Here is a 21,290-nt window from a genome sequence, read left to right on the forward strand (position 1 = left end):
ACGTGATACGCTGCGATAAGCTACGGGGAGGTGCGAATACCCTTTGATCCGTAGATTTCCGAATGGGGAAACCCACCTAAGGTACTTGGAAAATCAGAGCAGCAGGGATGCGACGATCCTTCGGATCGCGCCGTCTTGCTGCTGTGGTTTCCAAGTATCGCTAATAGGTAACTTATCCTGAATACATAGGGATAAAGTGGCGAACGCGGGGAACTGAAACATCTAAGTACCCGTAGGAAAGGACATCAACCGAGACTCCGGAAGTAGTGGCGAGCGAACCCGGACCAGGCCAGTGGCGATTGAGAGACAAGCGGAACCTTCTGGAAAGTAGGGCCATAGCGGGTGACAGCCCCGTACGCGTAATGCGATCAATCGTCCTCGAGTAAGGCGGGACACGTGAAATCCTGTCTGAAATTGGGAGGACCACCTTCCAAGCCTAAGTACTCGTGCATGACCGATAGCGAACTAGTACCGTGAGGGAAAGGTGAAAAGCACCCCGACAAGGGGAGTGAAAGAGTACCTGAAACCGATTGCCTACAAACAGTGGGAGCCCGCAAGGGTGACCACGTACCTTTTGTATAATGGGTCAGCGACTTAGTGTGACGAGCAAGCTTAAACCGGTAGGTGTAGGCGCAGCGAAAGCGAGTCTGAACAGGGCGTTCAGTTCGTCGCATTAGACCCGAAACCGAGTGATCTAGCCATGAGCAGGTTGAAGGTAAGGTAACACTTACTGGAGGACCGAACCCATAACTGTTGCAATAGTTCGGGATGACTTGTGGCTAGGGGTGAAAGGCCAATCAAACTCGGAAATAGCTGGTTCTCCGCGAAATCTATTTAGGTAGAGCGTCGACCGAATACCCCAGGGGGTAGAGCACTGGATGGGCTAGGGGTCCTCACCGGATTACCAAACCTAACCAAACTCCGAATACCTGGGAGTACTAGTCGGCAGACACACGGCGGGTGCTAACGTCCGTCGTGAAAAGGGAAACAACCCTGACCTACAGCTAAGGTCCCCAAGTTATGGCTAAGTGGGAAAGGATGTGAGGATCCCAAAACAACCAGGATGTTGGCTTAGAAGCAGCCATCATTTAAAGAAAGCGTAACAGCTCACTGGTCTAAATAAGGGTCTTTGCGCCGAAAATGTAACGGGGCTAAAGCCATACACCGAAGCTTAGGGTTCGTGAGCAATCACGAGCGGTAGCGGAGCGTTCTGTAAGCTGATGAAGCCGTACCCGTGAGGGGCGGTGGAGGTATCAGAAGTGCGAATGCTGACATGAGTAACGTAAGGGGAGTGAGAGACTCCCCCGCCGAAAGACCAAGGGTTCCTGCTTAAAGTTAATCTGAGCAGGGTTAGCCGGCCCCTAAGACGAGGCGGAAACGCGTAGTCGATGGGAACCACGTTAATATTCGTGGGCCTGGAGGTAGTGACGGATCACACAAGTTGTCCAATCTTATCGGATTGAAAGGGCAGCGGAGTGGTTCCAGGAAATAGCTCCTCCTTATAGACCGTACCCGAAACCGACACTGGTGGTCAGGTAGAGTATACCAAGGCGCTTGAGAGAACTATGCTGAAGGAACTCGGCAAATTGCACGCGTAACTTCGGAAGAAGCGTGACCCTTTTCTGCGCAAGCAGAGGAGGGTGGCACAGACCAGGGGGTAGCGACTGTTTATCAAAAACACAGGGCTCTGCGAAGCCGCAAGGCGACGTATAGGGTCTGACGCCTGCCCGGTGCTGGAAGGTTAAGAGGAGGGGTGCAAGCTCTGAATCGAAGCCCCAGTAAACGGCGGCCGTAACTATAACGGTCCTAAGGTAGCGAAATTCCTTGTCGGGTAAGTTCCGACCTGCACGAATGGCGTAACGACTTCCCCGCTGTCTCCAGCATAGACTCAGTGAAATTGAATTCCCCGTGAAGATGCGGGGTTCCTGCGGTTAGACGGAAAGACCCCGTGCACCTTTACTATAGCTTTACATTGGCATTCGTAGTGGCATGTGTAGGATAGGTGGTAGGCTTTGAAGCCTGGGCGCCAGCTCAGGTGGAGCCACCCTTGAAATACCACCCTTATCACTATGGATGTCTAACCGCGGCCCGTTATCCGGGTCCGGGACAATGTATGGTGGGTAGTTTGACTGGGGCGGTCGCCTCCTAAAGAGTAACGGAGGCGCGCGATGGTGGGCTCAGAACGGTCGGAAATCGTTCGCTGAGTGCAATGGCATAAGCCTGCCTGACTGCGAGACTGACAAGTCGAGCAGAGACGAAAGTCGGTCATAGTGATCCGGTGGTCCCGCGTGGAAGGGCCATCGCTCAACGGATAAAAGGTACGCCGGGGATAACAGGCTGATGACCCCCAAGAGTCCATATCGACGGGGTTGTTTGGCACCTCGATGTCGACTCATCGCATCCTGGGGCTGGAGCAGGTCCCAAGGGTATGGCTGTTCGCCATTTAAAGCGGTACGTGAGTTGGGTTCAGAACGTCGTGAGACAGTTCGGTCCCTATCTGCCGTGGGTGTAGGAATATTGAAAGGATCTGTCCCTAGTACGAGAGGACCGGGATGGACGGATCTCTGGTGGACCTGTTGTGGCGCCAGCCGCATTGCAGGGTAGCTATATCCGGACGGGATAACCGCTGAAGGCATCTAAGCGGGAAACCCACCTTGAAACGAGTATTCCCTGAGAACCGTGGAAGACGACCACGTTGATAGGCCGGGTGTGGAAGAGCGGCAACGCTTGAAGCTTACCGGTACTAATAGTTCGATAGGCTTGATCGTTCTCATTACTTATATCCATCAAGGCGCAATCCGAAGGATTGTCGCCATTCTCACTCACGCTTGTTCCGCCCTGCGGGCGGCGCTACGTGGGTGCGGCGCAACAGCGCCGACGGTCGGTCGACCTTGCGAAGCTTGGCTTCGAAGGGCGCCAGGCTGAAAGAACGTCAAAGGCACAACAAAGACCAGCGAACAGCTTAGAGAAAGCAGCAAATAGGGCTCCCTATTCGCTACTCACTATTGGCTATTCGCTCAAACAGCTTCTCGATTTGAACGTGCGTTTTGCCGACCTGGTGGTTATGGCGGAGCGGCTGCACCCGATCCCATTCCGAACTCGGCCGTGAAACGCTCCAGCGCTGATGGTACTTCGTCTCAAGACGCGGGAGAGTAGGTCGCTGCCAGGTCTGCAAAGCGCATGTTCACCTCACATCCAGATCACAGTCTCCGGATGAAGACAATCTTCTCTCTACGATCTTAAGGCCCGCCAAACGGGATCACGGGCCGCGCAAGCGGCCCTTTCATTTGGCGGCTCTTGAATCAGGTAAGATCAAACTTACCTCCAAGGACGCAAGCAAACGCTTGCTCGTAATCGCAAGCAAACGCTTGCTCGTGGTCGCAAGCAAACGCTTGCTCGTAGTTGACGCGGGGTGGAGCAGCCCGGTAGCTCGTCAGGCTCATAACCTGAAGGTCACAGGTTCAAATCCTGTCCCCGCAACCAAACAAAAAACGGCCCGCTCTACGCGGGCCGTTTGCGTTTGTGCGCTTCTCTTCGCAATCCAATTGGCGAGTGCCGCAGGCGATGCCATGCAATTTCTAGCTTGCGCTGCTGCCGGCTTGTGTTTCAGCTTGCTGCCTTCCCCAAAGCCAATGCGGGGCTAAACGACGGAGACAAAGATGCGGCAAGCGCTGATCGTATGGGGCGGCTGGGAAGGGCATGAGCCCGAAGCCGGCGCGCGCGCCGTCAAGGCGATGCTCGAGGAGGAAGGCTTTGCCGTGCGCGTCGAAAACACGACGGCAGCTTTTGCCGATCCGGCGATCGCCGATCTCAGCCTGATCGTGCCGATCTATACCATGTCCAAGCTCACCAAGGCCGAAGAGGCGAACCTGACCGAGGCGGTCGAAAACGGCGTCGGCCTCGGCGGCTATCATGGCGGCATGGGCGACGCTTTTCGCGAATCAACGAACTACCAGTTCATGTGCGGCGGCCAATGGGTCGCGCATCCCGGCAACATCATCGATTATCAAGTGAACGTGGTGCGGCGCGACGACCCGATCATGCAAGGCATCGAGGATTTCGCCTACCGCTCCGAACAGTATTACATGCATGTCGATCCATCCAACGAGGTGCTGGCGACCACCACTTTTTCCGGCGACCACGCGCCGTGGATCGACGGCGTCGTCATGCCGGTGGTGTGGAAGCGCCGGCACGGCAAGGGGCGCGTGTTTTATTCCTCGCTCGGTCACGTGGCCTCGGAGTTCCAAGTCCCGCAGATGCGCACCATCCTGCGCCGAGGGCTGGCGTGGGCGGCGCGCTGAGCGCCCGGCTGGAGGTCGGCTAAACACTTTCGAGATAGGTCTCGATCTCGAAGTCGCTGACGTTGAGCGCGAAAGTGTTCAGCTCCTGGCGCTTGCAGGCGACGAAGGCGTCGCGCAGCACGTCCGGGAAGATTTCGGCGACACGCTGGCCCGCCTCGAAGGCGGCGATCGCCGAGGCCCAATCCGGCGGCAGCTTGGCGAGCGTCAGCCCCTGGCCTTCGCCGCCGGTCGGCTCACCGGGCGAGAGCTGGCGCTCGATGCCGATCAAGGCCGCGCCGAGAATCGCCGCCAGCACCAGATAGGGATTGGCGTCGGCGCCGGAGACGCGGTGCTCGATGCGGCGTGCGGCCGACGGGCCGCCTGGAATGCGAATCGCCACCATGCGGTTTTCATAACCCCAGGCGACGGCCGTCGGCGCATAGGATCGCGGCCGCAGCCGGCGGTAGGAATTGAAATGCGGCGCGAACACCAGCGTGCTCTGGGCCATCGCGGCAAGCAGGCCGCCAACCGCGTGGCGCATGGCGTCGGAACCCTGGTCCGAGCCGTCGTCGAAGATGTTGCGGCCTTGCCTGTCGAGGACGCTGAAGTGTACATGGAAACCGTTGCCGGCGCGTTCGCCATAGGGCTTGGCCATGAAACAGGCGGCGAAGCCATGCTTGCGGGCAATGCCCTTGACGGTGCGCTTGAAGAGCACAGCGTCGTCCGCTGCGCGCAGGGCGTCGGGCACATGGTTGAGGTTGATCTCGAACTGGCCGACGCCGTTCTCGGCGATCGCGGTGTCGACCGGAATGTCCTGCATGCGGCAGGCTTCATAGATGTCGTGGATGAAGGCTTCGAAATCGTCGACCTCATCGATCGAGAGCGCCGCGTCGGAATCGAGGCGCCGCCCGGTTACCGGCGAGACCGGTCCGACAGGCCGCTGCGACGTCGGGTCGACAAGGTAGAATTCTAGCTCGGTCGCGGTGACGGGCGTCAATCCTAGCGCGGCATAGCGGTCGAGGATGCGGGCCAGCGCGCGGCGCGGATCGCCAAGGTAGGGCGCGCCGCTGTCGTCCGCCAACCAGACCGGCAACAGCGCCGTCGGATGCGCCGTCCAGTTGACGGGCAGTATGCCTCGTCCTGTCCAATGGCAAAGCCCGTCGGCGTCGCCGGTCGAGAACACCTGGGCGTTGCCTTCGATATCCTCACCCCATATGTCGAGCCCGATGGCCGAATAGGGCATGCGCAGCTTGCCTTCGAGCGCCTTACGCGCCTGCTCGACCGGAATGCGCTTGCCGCGCATGATGCCGTTCAGGTCGCACACCGCCGCCCGCAGGCTCTGGATGTCCTTCCTGCTGTCCAGCCACTTCAAAACATCCGCAATCGCATCGCTCAATTTCCAGCCCCTGTTTCTCTAGATGCTGTAGCCCAGTCGGCTACGACATCCATTTTCAGCTTGTGAGTTCGTGAAGATCAGCACGGTTGACGCCGGGCTGATTATCTTCATTTTTTCAATTCACTAGCCGGGATATCGGGCGGCATTTCGGGTCCGTTTTGTGCGATCTGCGATCGCAACATAGCGGCCCGATCGGCGAAAGCCAAGCCGGATTCGAAGTCGGCTTGCTGCGGCTTGTCAGTGGCGCAGCTCCGGAAATTTAACTTGGCCAAGGATGTGGGCCGCGCCGTCGGCGATATCGCGCACGATCGCGGCCCGCGCCCTCTCGCCGTCGCCAGCCTCGATCGCCGCCACGACCTCCTCGTGATAGTCGATGCCGAGAATGCCGGCCAGGTCATCCTCGAAGCCGATATGCAGATTTCGCAGGAATGGGCCGACCTGCATCCATACCGTCTCGATCAGAAAGATCATCTGCTCGTTGCCGCAATGGCGGTAGATCGAGAATTTGAAGTCATAGTTCTTGCGCAGATAGTTTTCGATCCCGCCGCCGCGGGCGGCTTCGGTAAGTTCGGCGCAGTGGCGCCGGATCGCGCGCAGATTGTTGCCGTTAATGAGTTTTGTCGCGAGCTCGGTGGCCGTGCCTTCCAGGACCGTGCGCACGGCGGTCAGTTGCTGGAAGCGGTCGGCGGAAATAAGCGGCACCTCGACGCTGCCGTTCGGCATCGGACTCAGCGCCCTCAGCGCCTGCAACCGCATGAAGGCGCTGCGCACCGGCATGTCGCTGGTGCCGAGCTCCTTGGCGAGCTTGCGCGAGGTCAGCTTCTGGCCAGGCCGGAGCTGGCCCGACATCAGCGCCCGCACCAGTTCCAGATAGACTTTTTCATGCAGCGGAACGGTATCGACAGCGGTCAGTCCGAATTGCGATTTGTCGGCCATTGGCGATGCGCTGCTTCACTCGTCCTGAAATCTGTCTCGTCACCTGATCCGCCGCCGGGATAGTTGGGCGATCGTTTCGGCCGCACGATAGACGCTCAACGCGAACCGCCGCAAGGGCGGCCGGCGTTGCTATCCAATCCGAGCGTCGATGATCTCGACGAAGCGCGCGAACAGGCCGGCCTGCGATTTGATCTTGAGCTTGCGGTAGATGTTGCGGCGGTGGACCTTGACGGTCCCCGGCACGATGCGCAGCGCCCTGGCGATCGATTCCGTGGAGTGGCCCTGAAGCACCAGGTCGACGACCTGCTTTTCGCGCGAGGTCAAGGACAGGCTCTTCCAGATATGCGCCCGGTCGAGCTCGTTGGTCGGCGCGACGGTTTCGCCGGAGGGCCGAGCCACAACCTCTTCGGCAGGCAAAGCGGGCCAGCGCTGCTTGCAGAAACCGATCACCGCCGGCGCCATGTCGCGCAGCAGCCTGGCATCCGCCGTTCCGAATGAGCCAGTGGCGCGCAGCCGCATCAGCGACAGCACCAGCGCGTCCTTGCCGGCTAGCGGCACGAAAAAGCCGACCTCCTCGGCAAGTTTGGTCTGGCTATAATAGGAGCGGTAGTATTCGCTGGCATAGAAGCGGTCCGGTGCGAGCTCGCGCATGCGCCAGAAACCCTCCTTGCGCTCGACCGCGGCGTGGTGGAATGGGTCGAGCAGATAGGGCCCGTCCTGATAGAGCGCGACGAAGATATGGCTCTCGGCCGGCGAGAAGGTCTCGAACAGGAGCGGCGGCCGCGCGGCACCGCGATAGCCGAAGATCACGCAGTGATCGAAACGGACATGTCCGCGCAGCCAGCCGACGATCGCCCTGCCGAAATGGTCGCCGGTCTCGCGCGACGCGGCGATCACGGCGGCCAAGGCATTGTAGTCGTCACTGCGGGAGGTAGCCAATCCATACCCCTCTAAACGATAAAATCGGCTAAATATACCACCTGCGAGGTATATACCAGGTGCATTGCCTCTGCTAGCGTCAAGGCATTGCCTCACGCTGTCGCTGGAGCCCTGGCTTGACTGCAGTGCCCGATATCGAATTTCGCGCGGTCACCAAGCGCTACGGCGCCGTCACGGCGGTCAGCGGCATCGACCTCGCCATCCCGCCTTCCGCCTTCGTCGCGCTGCTCGGGCCTTCCGGCTGCGGCAAGACGACCTGCCTGCGCATGATCGGCGGCTTCGAGCAGCCGAGCGAGGGCCAGGTGCTGATCCGCGGCCGCGACATGGCCGGTACGCCGCCCTACCGGCGGCCGGTCAACATGGTGTTCCAGCAATACGCGCTCTTCCCGCATCTCGATGTCGAGGAGAACATCTCCTACGGGTTGCGCCAGGCAAGGCCGCGCCTGTCGTCGCGCGAGATCGCCTTAAGGGCCGGCGAGGCGCTTTCGATGGTGCAGCTCGCCGGCTACGGGCGCCGCAAGATCCACGAGCTTTCCGGCGGCCAGCAGCAGCGCGTGGCGCTCGCCCGCGCGCTGGTCAACAAGCCGGCGGTGCTGTTGCTCGACGAGCCGCTGGCGGCGCTCGACAAGAAGCTGCGTACCGACATGCAGATCGAGCTGCAGAACCTGCAGCGCGAGATCGGCATCACCTTCGTGCTGGTCACCCACGACCAGGAGGAAGCACTGTCGATGAGCGACTTCGTCTGCGTCATGAATGGCGGCCGCGTCGTCCAGCTCGGGCAGCCGAGCGAGATCTATGACGAGCCGGCCGACCTGTTCGTGGCCCACTTCGTCGGCAAAACCAATCTTCTCGGCGGCAAGGTGGCCGGGCTCTCGGGTGACCTTGTCGATGTCGCGCTTGCCGACGGCACGGTGATTTCGGCGCGCAAGCGGGTGCCGCTCAGCCGCGGCGAAGCCGTCTCCGTCAGCTTGCGGCCGGAATCGCTCAGCCTTTCGGCGCCTGGGGGCGGTGCCTTGAAAGGCATCGTGCGCAATCGGATCTTCCTGGGCTCGACAGCCGAATACGCGATCGAAGTCCAGGGCATCGGATCGCTGCTCGCCAAGGCCGATCACGTGATCGGCCAAGGCAATCTGTTCAAGCCGGGCGAACCCGTCGCCATCGGCTTTGCCGCCGGAGCGCCGCTGGCGTTTCCGCACGCCAACAATAACGGGACAAACCAGAGGGAAGACCAACATGCCGAAATCCTATCGTGACGGACTGCCGATAAGCCCCGATAAGTTCGTCGACCAGTTGATGCGTTTGAAGCGCGGCTCGATCAGCCGGCGCGACTTCCTCGGCCTCACCGGGCTCGGTGTCGCCACCGCTGTGATGGCGCGTGAGCTCGGTATCATGCCGACACCCGCCTTCGCCGCCGAGAACCTCGGCGACCGCATGTCGATCGCCACCTGGCCGAACTACCACGACCCGCAGACCTTCGAGAACTTCAAGGCGGAGACCGGCGTCGCCGTCGAGGTCAATGTCTTCGGCTCGAACGAGGAGATGCTGGCCAAGCTGCAGGCCGGCGGCTCGGGCTGGAGCCTGTTCGTGCCCACCAACTATACCATCTCGACCTATAAGAAGCTCGGCATCATCGAGGCGCTCGACATGGCCAAGCTCGGCAATTTCGACGGCAAGTCGGAAGATGCGCGCTTCACCGCGGAAGGCACGATCGACGGCACGATCTACGCCGTGCCGAAGAACTGGGGCACGACCGGTTTTGCCGTCAACACCAAGAAGCTCGCCAAGCCGATGTCGAGCTGGAAGGAGTTCTGGGACACGGCCATGGCGGAAGGCGACGGCCGCACCATGGTGCATGACTATCAGCTCACCACGATCGGCAATGCGCTGAAATATTACGGCTATTCGTTCAACTCGCTGAAGCAGGACGAGCTCGCCAAGGCCGAGGAACTGCTGCTGAAGGTCAAGCCGCATCTGTTCGCGGTGTCGAGCGACTACCAGCCGGGAATGCGCGCCGGCGATGCCTGGATGACGATGTGCTGGACCAATGACGGCGCGCAGCTGCATCGCGATATTCCCGAGATCGCCTATGTGCTGGGCAAGGAGGGCGGCGAGATCTGGACCGACTTCTACGCCATCCCGAAGGACGCGCCGAACAAGCCGGCCGGCTATGCGCTGCTCAACTACCTGATGAACCCGAAGGTGGCGGTGAAGGAGCATCTGGCCAATGGCGCCCCCTCGACCGACGCGCGCGTCAACGCGCTGCTGCCAAAGGAAGTGCTCGACAACCCGATCCTCTATCCGGCGGCCGACCTGTTGAAACCGCTCGAATTCGGCGCCGCCGCGACGCTGACCGATCCGGGCCGCGCCGAGCTTATGGCGCGCTTTAAGTCGGCTTGAGCGGGACCGGCAACAAACCAGAACCAGACAATGCGACCGGCGGACGAGAGTCCGCCGGCTCCCAACCGGCTTTCCCGATGCGCCGCACTCTCTCTCGCAAAAATCTCGTGACGGCGCTGCTGCTCGCCCCGGCGGCGCTGTGGCTGGTCGTGTTCCTGGTGTTGCCCTTCGTCGCCATCGCCATCTTCAGTGTCGGCGAGCGGGCGCCGGAGGGCGGCTACCAGGCCGCGCTGACCTTCGCGCAATACGCCAACCTGCCGGCACGGGCGACCGCCTTCTGGAACACGATGGTGCTGGCGCCCGCCGGCGCGCTTGCCTGCCTGCTCGTCGCCTATCCGGTCGCCTATTATCTGGCGCTGCGCGCGCCGCAGCGCTGGCGGCTGATCCTGCTTGCGCTGATCGTCATCCCGTTCTGGACCAGCCTTCTGATGCGCACCTATGCCTGGATGTACATCCTTGGCGGGCGCGGCATCCCGGCTTTGCTCGCCTATGTCGGCATAGAGGACCTCAGGCTGATCAACACGCCGGGCGCGGTGCTGCTGGGCATCGTCTACGGCTACCTGCCGCTGATGATCCTGCCGATCTATGTCAGCCTGGAACGGCTTGACCGGCGGCTGCTGGAGGCCTCCGCCGATCTCGGTGCTACGCCGCTGTCGACCTTCCTCGGCGTGACGCTGAGACTGTCGCTGCCCGGCGTCATGACCGGCTTCTCGCTGGTGATGATCCTATTGCTCGGCGAATATCTGATCCCGACATTGCTCGGCGGCGGCAAGGTGTTCTTCATCGGCAACGCGCTGGTCGACCTCTTCCTGCAATCGCGCAACTGGCCGTTCGGATCGGCCATCGCCATCACGCTGGTGCTGGTCTCGGTGGTGGTGCTGATCGTCGCCAATCGCATCTCGACCCGGCTCTCGGGCGCACGCCGGGTGGACCTGATCTGATGCGCGCCTTCGTCGTTGCCGTCTTCGCCTTCCTCTATCTGCCGATCGCGCTGGTCGTGCTGTTCTCCTTCAACGCCGGCCACCACGCCAGCGAGTTCACCGGCTTTTCCGTGCAATGGTACGGCAAGGCGCTGTCCAATCCCTTCCTGGTCGAGGCGCTGAAGAACAGCCTGTTCATCGCCACGACAAGCGCGCTGCTCGCGGCCTTATGCGGCACCGCCGCGGCGCTCGGGCTGCAGCGCGTCGGCGCACGGACCCGGGCTCTGTTCGACGCGCTGCTGGGCGCGGCGATCGTCGTGCCAGGCGTCGTCATCGGCATCTCGACGCTGGTGGCGCTGGTGCAGCTTTTCGCCGTCGTCAATCCGTTCCTCGCTTCGCTTTGGCCGACAGACCAGCCGCCGCGGCTTTCGCTGGGCTACGGCTCGATCATCGCCGCGCACGGCCTTTTCTCGATGGCGCTGGTGACGATGATCGTCGGCACGCGGCTGAGCAGCCTCGACCGCAATCTGGTCGAGGCCTCGAGCGATCTCTACGCCACGCCGCTGACGACGTTCCGCTCGATCGTGCTGCCGCAGATCATGCCGGCGGTGATCGCGGGCTTCCTGCTCGCCTTCACCTTCTCCTTCGACGATTTCATCATCGCCTTCTTCGTCGCCGGCGCTCAGACGACGCTCCCGATCTACGTCTTCGCCTCGATCCGACGTGGCGTGACGCCGGAGATCAATGCCATCGCCACGATCGTGCTCTGCGCGTCGGTCCTGCTCGTGCTGCTGGCGCAATGGCAGCTGGGCCGACGGAAGCCATCGCCTTGAGAGACACATCCATGATCTTGAAAGACCGTATCGCCGTGGTGACTGGCGCCGGGTCGGGCATCGGGCGCGCCGGCGCGATGATCATGGCGCGGGAAGGGGCGCATGTGGTCATCGCCGACCGTGATCCGGCGGCCGGCGAAGCCACCGCTTCCAACATCCGCGAAGCCGGCGGCCGCGCCGAGGCCGTCGCCACCGACGTCGGCGACGACAGGGCCGTCGAGGGCCTCATCGAGGGAACGCTCGACCGGCACGGCCGGATCGACATTCTGCACAGCCATGCCGGTATCCAGGTCGGCGGCACGCTGACGGAAGTGGGCACGGACGGGATGGACGCCTCGTGGCGGATCAACGTACGGGCGCAGTTCCTGGCGGCCAAGACGGTCATGCCGGCGATGATCGCGCAGGGCGGCGGCGTCATCCTCAACACGGCGTCCAATTCCGGCGTGTTCTACGACCGGGAGATGATCGCCTATGCCACCTCCAAGCATGCCGTAGTGGCGATGACCAGGCAGATGTCGCTCGACTACGCCAAGCACAATGTGCGCATCAATGCGCTCTGCCCGGGCTGGGTCGACACGCCGTTCAACGCGCCGTTCATCGCCCAGATGGGCGGGCGCGACGCGATCGAAAACTATGTCCGTACCAAGATCCCGATGGGGCGCTGGGCGAGCGCGGAGGAGATCGCGGAGGCGATCCTGTTCCTCGTCTCCGATCGCTCGTCCTTCATGACCGGTCAGGCGCTGGTGGTCGATGGCGGCGAGAGCATCGGCTGAGGCGCGCCTGGCAAATCGCCTACCGGTCGTTGGGATTTCCGAATGTCGGATCGCGGCGCCGCGAGTAGGTGTCGATGCGCGGCAGATCGTCGGCAAATTCCAGCCAGGGCAGCCGAAGGCGCCAATAGGCATGCGCATGCGGCTCGAACCGCTCCGGATGATCGAAGAAGCCGATCGTGACATAGAGTTCGTCGCTCAGCCCTTCGTCGCGATACGTGATCGAGGTGCCGCATTTCTCGCAGAAGGTGCGAACGACACCTTTCGTTCTCGAGAAGCTCCGGGGTTGGCCGCGCATGAAGCGGAACTGGTCCGGCCGGTAACCGACCCAGATGGTCAGCGGGCTGCCAATCGCGCGGCGACAGTCATCGTCATGATCGAAGCAGATCCAGAACGGATCGCCCTGCATCTCGGCGGCAACCGCTCCGCAAAAACATGCGCCCGTATCGCTCCTGCTGTCCATCTGATCGCTCCTGGTTGCTTCGGAAATCGTTCTGTCGGCATGCGGCGCATATGGGAACAGCACAAGCAGGTAACCGGTTCCCTCCGCCCGTTTGGGCCAGCAATGGGCAGCGGTTTCATAGGCGGGCTTGCGCGGCGCGCGCTGATCGGCCAAACCATGCCAGGTTCTCGACAAGGCTTGTCATGCGAGCGGTAGAAAGGCTTTCCCCCACCCGGCCGTTTCCAGTTGCGGCCGCAACGGTGCGCGCTTTGGCGGAGCGCCGCTGATCATGCGCTGCTGCCGTCACGAGAACCTGCAGCGCGCGGAGGAGACCAAGGTCGGCTCGCATGTCGTTCGCGACGGCTGGACCGAAGGGATGCAGGGCGCGCTGACCCGGCCTTCGGCCGGTCAACAGGCGGGCGCCCGTCCTCGGATAACGCAGCTTAGATAACGCCCCTACCGGAACGGACATGCCCGCCGAAGCGATCTCTCCTTCGTATGGACATGACCAATGCCTGACAATCTGAACACCTCATTTCCCGGCGCGGACACGCAAAGCTGGCTGAAAACGCATGCGATCAACGAAGTCGAGTGCTTCGTGCCGGACGTCAACGGCGTGCTGCGCGGCAAGACCTTGCCGGTCGCCAAATTTCTGAAGTCGCTCGACGACCGCGCGCTCTATCTGCCGAGCAGCGCCTTCCTGGTCGCCATCGACGGCCGCTATTCCGGCTCCATCGACGAAGGCTTCGCCTACCAGGATCCGGACATGCGCATGGTGCCGGACGTTTCGAGCCTGTGCCTTGCGCCCGGCAGCGCCGGCAAAGCCTACGTTTTCGCCGACACGTTCCACATGGACGACCGGCCGTGGATGGCCTCGCCGCGCCATGTGCTAAAAGCCGTGCTCGACCTTTATGAGCAGCGCGGCTGGCGTGCGGTGATGGCGCCGGAGCTCGAGTTTTATCTGACGGCGCCCAACCCCAACCCCGATCAGCCTTTGACCGCACCGGTTGGGCGCAACGGCCGGCCGGAAAGCGTGCAGCATCCTTACGACATGCAGGCGATGGAGGAGTTCGAAGCGGTGACGCGGCAGCTCTATGAGCATGCCGCCATCACCGGCTTGCCGGTGGAGACGCTGATCCACGAATCCGGCACGGCGCAACTCGAGATCAATCTGCTGCATGGCGATCCGCTGACGCTTGCCGATCAGGTGCTTCTGTTCAAGCGTCTGGCGCGGCAGATCGCGCAGGCGAATGGCATGCACGCCACCTTCATGGCCAAGCCGATCACCGCGCAGGCGGGCAGCGCAATGCATCTGCACATGTCGATCGTCGACAGGAAGGGCGAGCCTTTGTTTGCCGGCGAAGACGGCGAGGACAGCGAGATGTTCGCGCACTTCATCGGCGGTCTGCAGAAATACATCCCTGAAATCATGCCGCTGTTTGCGCCGCATGCGAATTCCTACCGGCGCATCCGGCCCGGCCACAGCGCGCCGGCCAATATCGAATGGTCGCACGACAACCGCTCCTGCGGCCTGCGCGTGCCGCTGGGCGGGCGCGCCGCGCGCCGCATCGAGAACCGGCTGCCGGGGGCGGACGCCAACCCGTACCTTGCCATGGCCGGTTCGCTGATCGCCGGCTATCTCGGCATCGAGGAGAAGCTTGCGCGCTCGGAAGAGGCCTTCGGCAATGCCTATAAAAGCAACAGCACACTGCCAAAGACGATGGAGGAAGCGCTTGATCGTTTCGCCGCTTGCGAGCCCGTGCGGGCGCTGCTCGGCGAGGATTTCTGCCAGACCTATCTGCGCGTGAAGAGCGTCGAGCTTGACCTGTTCCAGAGCGTCGTGACGTCCTGGGAACGCGACCATCTGCTGCTCAAGGTGTGATCATGGCTTCGCGTTCGACAGGTTTCAATTCCGGTCTCGACATCGGCAAGTCCTATTATGTCGCTACCGCCAATCCGGCGCCCGACCATCCGGCGCTTGCCGGCGATGTCGAGGCCGATCTGGTGGTGGTTGGCGGCGGCTGCACGGGTTTGTCGGCGGCGCTGCATGCGGCCGAGCGTGGCCTCAAGGTGGTGCTGCTCGAAGGCGGCAAGATCGGCTGGGGCGCCTCGGGCCGCAATGGCGGCCAGATGATCCCCGGCCTGCGAAAGGGCGCCAGGGGACTGGTCAAAAGCTTTGGGCCGGAACGGGCAAAGGCGCTGTTCGATCTGGCTTTCGAAGCGCGCGGGCTGGTGCTCGACATCATCGAGCGCCACGGCATCGAATGCGACTTGCGCCTGACCGGCCATCTGGTCGGCGCGGTCAGCGCTTCGGATGTGCGCGATTTTGAAGAAGAGGCCCAATGCCTCGCCAAGGTGATGAACTTCACCGATGTCGAGATCCTGTCGGCGGCTGAGGCGCGGCAGATGGTCGACACACCCTATCAGGGCGCGGTGTTGGAGCGGCTCGGCGGCCACCTGCATCCGCTGAACTACACGCTCGGGCTTGCCCGCGCCGCTACCGCCGCTGGCGTCGTCATCCATGAGAACTCGGTCGCGGTGCGGCTGGAGCGCGAACCGTCCATCCGGGTGTTCACCGACGAGGGCTCGGTCCGCGCCAGGCATGTGGTGCTGGCCGGCGATGCGCTGCTTAAGGGATTGGAGCCGCGCGTCAACAGCCGCATCATGCCGGTCGGCAACCATATCGTCGCCACCGAGCCGTTGGGCGAGCGCAATGTCATCCCGGCCAATGTCGCAGTCTCGGACACGCTGTTCGTCGTCAACTATTACCGGATGTCGGCGGACGGACGCCTGCTGTTCGGCGGCGGCGAGCGCTACACGCCGTCGGCGCCGGCCGACATTGCCGGCTTCGTGCGGCCGCATATGGAGAAGACCTTTCCGCAGCTCAAGGGCTGCCGGATCGACCATGCCTGGGGCGGTCTGGTGTCCATCACCACGTCGCGCCTGCCGCATGTCGGGAATTACGGCGAGGTCTATTTCGCGCACGGCTATTCCGGCAAGGGCGTCATCCTGTCGACGCTGTCGGGCAAGCTCTTGGCGGAAGCGATCACGGGCGATGCTTCGCGGCTCGACCTGTTCTCGGCGCTGACGCCGCTGCCCTTCCCGGGCGGCACGGCGCTGCGCGGCCCGCTCTATGTGCTCGGCATGCTGTGGTATGCGATGCGCGATCGCTTAAGGATTAAGGATCTATCGATATTCAGGTGAGGCCGGCCTGCAGCAGATCCTAGGCTGGCTTCCTGTACCCGGCGTGGCTAATGTCTTGGCGCCGGGGACGAGTCCCCGGCGCTCGCTACTTAATCGAAGGCAGCTCACAGGTCGCAGCAAGGGGCAGAGCTATGAATATCGAGGCGGGCCGGCTGACCAAGAAGGAGCGCCACGAGTTGATCCTGTCGGAGGTTCGGCGCTCGGCCTCGATCCGCATCTCAAAGCTTGCGCGCCGCATCGGCGTCGCCGGGGAGACCATCCGCCGCGACCTGATCGAGCTTGGCGATGCAGGGCTCATCAACCGTACCTATGGCGGCGCCACCATTTCACTGGTGACGTCGGAACCGGTGATCGCCGAACGCGGCCTCACAATGGTCGAGGAGCGGGCCCGTGTCGGACGAGGTGCGGCCGGACTGATCGAGAAAGGCAGTATCGTGATGATCGACGGCGGATCGACCACCTATGAAGTCGCGCGCAGCCTTTCGCAACACGGCCGGGACCTGACGATCATCACCAACTCCGTCGGCGTCGCCTCGGTGGCCGGCGCCAATCCGGGCTTCCGCGTCATCCTTTGCCCCGGCACCTATGACAGCCGCGAGGCGGCCGTACTTGGCGAGGACACAGTGGAATTCGTGCGCCGCTACAATGCCGACGTCGCCATCATCGGCGCCTCGGCGCTGAATGCCGAAGGGCCGAGCGACATGATCTCGGGCGCTGCGGCGGTGAAGCGCGCGATGATGGCACGGTCGCTGTCGACGATCCTGGTCGTGACCAACGACAAGTTCGGCCGCAGCGGCCTCGAACGCGTCTGCGCGCTGAGCGAGATTTCCGATGTCGTCACCGACAGCGAGCCGGCAGCCGAGATGCGCGCGGCGATCGACGAGGCAGGCGGCGAGCTGCACGTGTTTGCCGAGAGCTGAATAGGTTAAGCGTCGCGGTTTGTCAGCGCGATATGGCAGCAGCCGGAGCCATGACCCGGCGTCCAGGTGACATTGGAGAAGCGCACGCCGGTTGCCTCGAACAGACCGCGGTCGAAGGCGCCGGCGATGCGGCAGAGCGTGGCGAGTTTCTCCTCGCCGACGCCGGCCTCGATCCAGGCATCCTTCAGCGGGCAGCGCTTCACCTTGAAGGCGATGTGGCCAAGCCCGCGCTCGACATCGGTCGGATACATGCGCCCGTCATCCGGACTGACCGCCAGAAAGGCGTCGCCGATCGCCGGCGCATCATTAGGGCCGAAATCGGCGAACGCCGCAGCCGCGACTTCCCGGCCGCGCTTCTCGATGGTGCGGATCATGACCGCCTCGGCTTTCTCGGCGCCAAGCTCGGCGGTCAGCTCGTCGAGGAAGAGACGATAGAGGTCGGCCCGGTTGCGGAAGGCGGAGTCGAGGTCGCGCGACAGTATTTCGGCTCTGGCTGCTTCGGGATCGGTCATGCTGTGTCCTGATTTTGTCGTTTGGCCATGATCTGTCCGCAAACCGGTTCCCACTTCGGAGGATCATGGTCGGTTCCTGGTCAATCTTGGCGTCGCCGCCACCAGCGCCTTGCCGATCGCCGATCGCGGGTTGGCGATGACGGCGCGGGCATCGCCGCTCTCGGCGATCCGGCCGGCGTCAAGGATGACGACTCGATGCGCCACGGCGCGGATGACGCCGAGATCATGCGAAATGAACAAATACGCGATCCGGTCCTGCCTTTGCAGGTCGAGCAGCAATTCCAGGATCTGGCTGCGCACCGAAACATCGAGCGCCGACACCGCCTCGTCGAGCACGATCAGCGACGGCCGCGTCGCGATGGCGCGGGCGATCGCCACGCGCTGGCGCTGGCCGCCGGAAATCTCATGGATGGCACGAGCTGCGAGGCCGGCACCGAGGCCGACGCGCTCCAGCAGTGCCGCGATACGGCGCGGGCGCTCCGCACGTGGGGCAATGCCATGGATGCGCAACGGATCGTCAAGCACGCGCGCCACGGTGGCGCGTGGATTGAAGGCTGCGAGCGGATCCTGGAACACCATCTGGATGCGAGCGCGGCGGGCGCGCAGCGCGGCGCCCGACCGAGCGAGGAAGTCCGCGCCTTCGAACTCGACGCGGCCGGCATCGGGCTCGATCAGCCGCAGCACCAGCCGCGCGATGGTGGATTTGCCGCTGCCGGATGGGCCGGCGAGCGCCAGCGTCTCCGCAGGCTCGATCTCGAAGGACACATCATCGACCGCCGCGAAGGGTTTTCCGCCGCGACGGTAGCGCTTGGCGAGACCGGAGACGGCCAGCACGGTCATGCCGAGGCGCCTTGCCGGTCAAGCAGCGGCTCGGCGTCGAGGCCGAGATGAGCGGCCAGCAAAGCGCGCGTGTAGGTGTGGCGCGGCGCGTTGAGGATCTGGTCGGTCTCGCCGAGTTCCACCAATTCGCCGTGGCGCAGCACCGCGATGCGATCGGCAAGCGTGGCGGCGAGCGCGATGTCGTGGCTGATGAAAAGCAGCGTCATGCCGTCCTCGGCCACCAGCCGGCGGATCAGCGCTACGATCTCGGCCTGGACGATGGTGTCGAGCGCGCTCGTCGCTTCGTCGGCGATCAAGAGTTTTGGTCCAGCAGCGATTGCCGCAGCGATGGCCACGCGCTGCTTCTGGCCGCCGGACAGCTGGTGTGGGTAGACGTGGAGGACGGCCTCGGGGTCGGGAAGGCGGACGCGGTCGAGGAGGGTTTTGGCTTGGGCGAAGGAGTCAGGCCAGCTGAGGCCGAGGTGGGTGTGGACGACTTCGGCGATCTGCTTGCCGATTGGCATGACCGGATCGAGGCTGGAAGAGGGGTCCTGGAAGACGAAGCCGATGTCGCGGCCGAGGATGATATCGCGAGGACGAGAAAGCTGGCGCTCTACGGCGCCCCCCTCTGTCCTGCCGGACATCTCCCCCTCTAGGGGGGAGATTAGCTCGTGATCTCCGCCTTCGCCAATTTTCGAGGTCGCAAGAGGAGAGCCGGCGACGGAACTGCCCATCTCCCCCCTTGAGGGGGAGATGTCCGGCAGGACAGAGAGGGGGGCCTTGGCGCCAGCGCTTGCCGGCAGGAACCAGTCTACCAGCCCGCCAATCTCGGCACCCCTCGCCAACAACCCCGCAACCGCCAGCGCCAACGTGCTCTTGCCCGAGCCGCTTTCGCCGATGATCGCGAGGCGCTCTCCGGTTTTCACATCCAGGCTGATGCCTTTCAGCGCCGGCGCCTCGGCCCTGTCGCGCCGATAGCCCACCGAAAGATCGCGAATCGAAAGCAGCGTGGTCACGACAGGCTCCTGCGCAGAGCGGTGCTCTGCACAACGCCTTCGCCGGCGAGGTAGACGCCGAGCACGGTCAGCACCAGCGCGATTCCGGGAACGACCGACAGGAAAGGCGCGGTGCGCAGCACCGCGCGGCCTTCGGCGATCATGCCGCCCCAGGTGACGCGGTTGGGATCGCCCAGGCCAAGGAAGGACAGCGCGGCCTCGGTGAGGATCGCGGCGGCCACGATCACCGAGGATAGCGCCAGCACCGGCGGCAGCGCGTTGGGCAGCACCTCGCGAAAAGCAATCTCCAGTGGATGCATGCCGATGACGCGGGCGCCGGCGACATAGTCGCGCTCACGGATCGACAGCACTTCCGCGCGCGCAACCCGCGCGGGTCCAGTCCAGGCGCCGAGCGCGATCGCCGCGACGACGACGCTGAGCGAAGGTCCGACGATGCTGACGAAGGCGAGCGCGAGCAGAAAGCTCGGCACGGTCTGGAAGGCATCGGTGATGCGCATCAGCACGTCGTCGATCAGGCCGCCGGCGAAGCCGGCTAAAGTGCCGACGACCGCGCCGATCAGGAGCGCCGCGGCAGCCGCCGCCAGCCCCACCGCCAACGACGTGCGGGCACCATGGAACAGCTCGGTCAGCACGTCGCGGCCGAGCCGGTCGGTGCCGAGCGGCAGCGACCAGTCCTGGAACGGCGGCAGCAGGGCCGGTCCGGCGATCGCTTGCGGGTCGCCGGGAAACAGCAGCGGCGCCGCCAACGCCATCACGGCCAGCAGGGCGAGGATAAGCGCGCCGGCGATTGCTTCCGGCGTGCGGAAGAAACGATGCAGGCGGTTCATGCGCTTGCCTCGCCAGCGCCGACGCGTGGATCGAGGACAGCGTAGGCGAGATCGACGAGAAGGTTGATGACGACGACGAGGACGGCGCTGACCAGGATGATGCCGAGCAGCAGCGGCGTATCGCGTCCGGCGACGGCTTCCTGTGCCAGTCGGCCGAGGCCCGGCACGGCAAAGACGCTTTCGATGACGACGCTGCCGCCCAGCATCTGCGCCGATTGCAGGCCAAGCATGGTGACCAGCGGCAGGAGCGCGTTGCGCGCGACATGGGCAAGCACGATGCGGCGGCGCGGCAGCCCCCTGGCGCGGGCGGCGAGAACAAAATCCTGCCGCCAGGCCTCGGCCATGCCGGCGCGCATCATGCGCAGATAGAGCGCTAGATAGATGAAGCCGAGCGCCGACACCGGCAGCACGAGATGAATGGCGATGTCGACGGCGCGGGCAAGTCCGGTCTTGCCTGAAGCGATGCTCTCGATGCCGCCGATCGGCAGCCAGCGCAGGTCGACGGCGAAGACGACGATGAGCACTAGGCCGAGCCAGAAGCCGGGCACGGCATAGAGCGCCAGCGAGCCGATCGACAGGAAGCGGTCGCGGATGCTGCCGGGTCTCGCGCCGGCATAGATGCCGAGCGCCGAGCCGAGGCCGAAGGAGAGCGCGGTGGCACTGCCCATCAGGATCAGCGTGGTCGGCAGGCGTTCGAGGATGATTTCGCGGATCGGCCGCGAGAAGGTGACGGACTGGCCAAGGTCGAGATGCAGCAGCGCCCAGAGATAGTTGGCGAGGCGCGTCAGCTCCGACTGGTCGAGGCCCCAGCGGTGGCGCAGCAGTTCGATCATGCCGGCATCGCCGCCGGTCGAGACGATATAGGCGTCGACCGCGTCGCCGGGAGCGGCTTCGAGCAGCAGGAAGCTGCCGACGACGACGATGAGGAGCACGAAGACGCTGCCGACGACGCGGCGGCGCAGGAGGCGGAGGGCGCGGGTCATGGCGAAAGGACGCTGCTCGCAACCCTTCGAGATTGCGCTCTACGGCGCCCCCCTCTGTCCTGCCGGACATCTCCCCCTCTAGGGGGGAGATTTGCC

Annotated in this window: 18 protein-coding genes, 1 tRNA gene and 2 rRNA genes (1 of these 21 only partly in view); 12 read left to right on the plus strand and 9 right to left on the minus strand. The window is 63.5% G+C overall.

Features of this window, described 5'->3' with window-relative positions:
* The 4 genes from LB526_RS24955 to LB526_RS24970 form a co-directional block, all read left to right on the plus strand.
* A 23S ribosomal RNA gene (locus LB526_RS24955) occupies nt 1-2,768 on the plus strand (it extends 56 nt beyond the left edge of the window).
* 286 nt (nt 2,769-3,054) lie between these two features.
* Nucleotides 3,055-3,169 (plus strand): 5S ribosomal RNA (gene rrf, locus LB526_RS24960).
* 237 nt (nt 3,170-3,406) lie between these two features.
* Nucleotides 3,407-3,483 (plus strand) — tRNA-Met (locus LB526_RS24965).
* A 176-nt stretch (nt 3,484-3,659) separates the two neighbouring features.
* Complete coding sequence (locus tag LB526_RS24970) at nt 3,660-4,301, plus strand: ThuA domain-containing protein (protein ID WP_224630138.1); 642 nt, start codon at nt 3,660-3,662, stop codon at nt 4,299-4,301.
* Between the two features lie 19 nt (nt 4,302-4,320).
* On the opposite strand, the gene LB526_RS24975 is transcribed toward LB526_RS24970, so the two are convergent.
* The 3 genes from LB526_RS24975 to LB526_RS24985 form a co-directional block, all read right to left on the minus strand.
* Complete coding sequence (locus tag LB526_RS24975; RefSeq protein ID WP_140635494.1) at nt 4,321-5,676, minus strand: glutamine synthetase family protein; 1,356 nt, start codon at nt 5,674-5,676, stop codon at nt 4,321-4,323.
* A gap of 237 nt (nt 5,677-5,913) precedes the next feature.
* Nucleotides 5,914-6,612: a GntR family transcriptional regulator gene (locus LB526_RS24980; protein WP_224630139.1), complete on the minus strand. Its 699-nt coding sequence runs from the start codon at nt 6,610-6,612 to the stop codon at nt 5,914-5,916.
* A 129-nt stretch (nt 6,613-6,741) separates the two neighbouring features.
* A complete protein-coding gene (locus LB526_RS24985) occupies nt 6,742-7,551 on the minus strand; it encodes a helix-turn-helix transcriptional regulator (RefSeq protein WP_224630140.1) in 810 nt (269 codons plus the stop codon).
* A gap of 116 nt (nt 7,552-7,667) precedes the next feature.
* On the opposite strand from LB526_RS24985, the gene LB526_RS24990 reads away from it, so the two are divergent.
* From LB526_RS24990 to LB526_RS25010, 5 genes are all read left to right on the plus strand, one after another.
* Nucleotides 7,668-8,804 (plus strand): ABC transporter ATP-binding protein, encoded by a 1,137-nt coding sequence (locus tag LB526_RS24990; protein ID WP_224630141.1) that lies wholly within the window; start codon nt 7,668-7,670, stop codon nt 8,802-8,804.
* Complete coding sequence (locus LB526_RS24995; protein ID WP_224532099.1) at nt 8,785-9,948, plus strand: PotD/PotF family extracellular solute-binding protein; 1,164 nt, start codon at nt 8,785-8,787, stop codon at nt 9,946-9,948. The genes LB526_RS24990 and LB526_RS24995 overlap by 20 nt, the downstream gene beginning before the upstream one ends.
* A 77-nt stretch (nt 9,949-10,025) precedes the next feature.
* Complete coding sequence (locus LB526_RS25000; RefSeq protein ID WP_224630142.1) at nt 10,026-10,889, plus strand: ABC transporter permease; 864 nt, start codon at nt 10,026-10,028, stop codon at nt 10,887-10,889.
* A complete protein-coding gene (locus LB526_RS25005) occupies nt 10,889-11,701 on the plus strand; it encodes an ABC transporter permease (protein WP_224630143.1) in 813 nt (270 codons plus the stop codon). The genes LB526_RS25000 and LB526_RS25005 overlap by 1 nt, the downstream gene beginning before the upstream one ends.
* An 11-nt stretch (nt 11,702-11,712) precedes the next feature.
* A complete protein-coding gene (locus tag LB526_RS25010; RefSeq protein ID WP_140845086.1) occupies nt 11,713-12,474 on the plus strand; it encodes an SDR family NAD(P)-dependent oxidoreductase in 762 nt (253 codons plus the stop codon).
* A gap of 19 nt (nt 12,475-12,493) precedes the next feature.
* On the opposite strand, the gene LB526_RS25015 is transcribed toward LB526_RS25010, so the two are convergent.
* The gene (locus LB526_RS25015) at nt 12,494-12,934 is read right to left on the minus strand and encodes a GFA family protein (RefSeq protein ID WP_224630144.1); all 441 of its coding nucleotides are present in this window, start codon (nt 12,932-12,934) and stop codon (nt 12,494-12,496) included.
* Nucleotides 12,935-13,424: 490 nt separating this feature from the next.
* Here LB526_RS25015 and LB526_RS25020 point away from each other — a divergent pair, with 490 nt between their 5' ends.
* The 3 genes from LB526_RS25020 (at nt 13,425) to LB526_RS25030 (ending at nt 17,037) form a co-directional block, all read left to right on the plus strand.
* Nucleotides 13,425-14,795 carry a glutamine synthetase family protein gene (locus LB526_RS25020; RefSeq protein ID WP_224630145.1) on the plus strand — a complete coding sequence of 457 codons (1,371 nt, stop codon included), beginning with the start codon at nt 13,425-13,427 and terminating at the stop codon, nt 14,793-14,795.
* Nucleotides 14,796-14,797: 2 nt separating this feature from the next.
* Nucleotides 14,798-16,117, plus strand: coding sequence for an NAD(P)/FAD-dependent oxidoreductase (locus LB526_RS25025; RefSeq protein ID WP_224630146.1), 1,320 nt, complete (start codon nt 14,798-14,800; stop codon nt 16,115-16,117).
* A 131-nt stretch (nt 16,118-16,248) separates the two neighbouring features.
* Nucleotides 16,249-17,037: a DeoR/GlpR family DNA-binding transcription regulator gene (locus tag LB526_RS25030; protein ID WP_224630147.1), complete on the plus strand. Its 789-nt coding sequence runs from the start codon at nt 16,249-16,251 to the stop codon at nt 17,035-17,037.
* Between the two features lie 5 nt (nt 17,038-17,042).
* Here LB526_RS25030 and LB526_RS25035 read toward each other — a convergent pair whose 3' ends face one another.
* The 5 genes from LB526_RS25035 to LB526_RS25055 all read right to left on the minus strand — a co-directional run bounded on the left by LB526_RS25035 (nt 17,043) and on the right by LB526_RS25055 (nt 21,194).
* Nucleotides 17,043-17,549, minus strand: coding sequence for an L-2-amino-thiazoline-4-carboxylic acid hydrolase (locus LB526_RS25035; protein WP_224630148.1), 507 nt, complete (start codon nt 17,547-17,549; stop codon nt 17,043-17,045).
* Nucleotides 17,550-17,612: 63 nt separating this feature from the next.
* The gene (locus tag LB526_RS25040) at nt 17,613-18,389 is read right to left on the minus strand and encodes an ABC transporter ATP-binding protein (RefSeq protein ID WP_224630149.1); all 777 of its coding nucleotides are present in this window, start codon (nt 18,387-18,389) and stop codon (nt 17,613-17,615) included.
* Nucleotides 18,386-19,384 (minus strand): ABC transporter ATP-binding protein, encoded by a 999-nt coding sequence (locus LB526_RS25045; protein WP_318013288.1) that lies wholly within the window; start codon nt 19,382-19,384, stop codon nt 18,386-18,388. Before LB526_RS25045 ends, LB526_RS25040 begins: the two co-directional genes overlap by 4 nt.
* Nucleotides 19,381-20,211, minus strand: coding sequence for an ABC transporter permease (locus tag LB526_RS25050; RefSeq protein ID WP_224630150.1), 831 nt, complete (start codon nt 20,209-20,211; stop codon nt 19,381-19,383). The genes LB526_RS25045 and LB526_RS25050 overlap by 4 nt, the downstream gene beginning before the upstream one ends.
* Entirely contained in the window at nt 20,208-21,194 is a 987-nt protein-coding gene (locus LB526_RS25055; RefSeq protein WP_224630151.1) for an ABC transporter permease, read from the minus strand. The genes LB526_RS25050 and LB526_RS25055 overlap by 4 nt, the downstream gene beginning before the upstream one ends.
* Nucleotides 21,195-21,290: the final 96 nt, after the last annotated feature.

Origin of the sequence: Mesorhizobium sp. CA6 (genome assembly GCF_020165035.1) — a bacterium.
Taxonomy (GTDB): Bacteria; Pseudomonadota; Alphaproteobacteria; order Rhizobiales; family Rhizobiaceae; genus Mesorhizobium.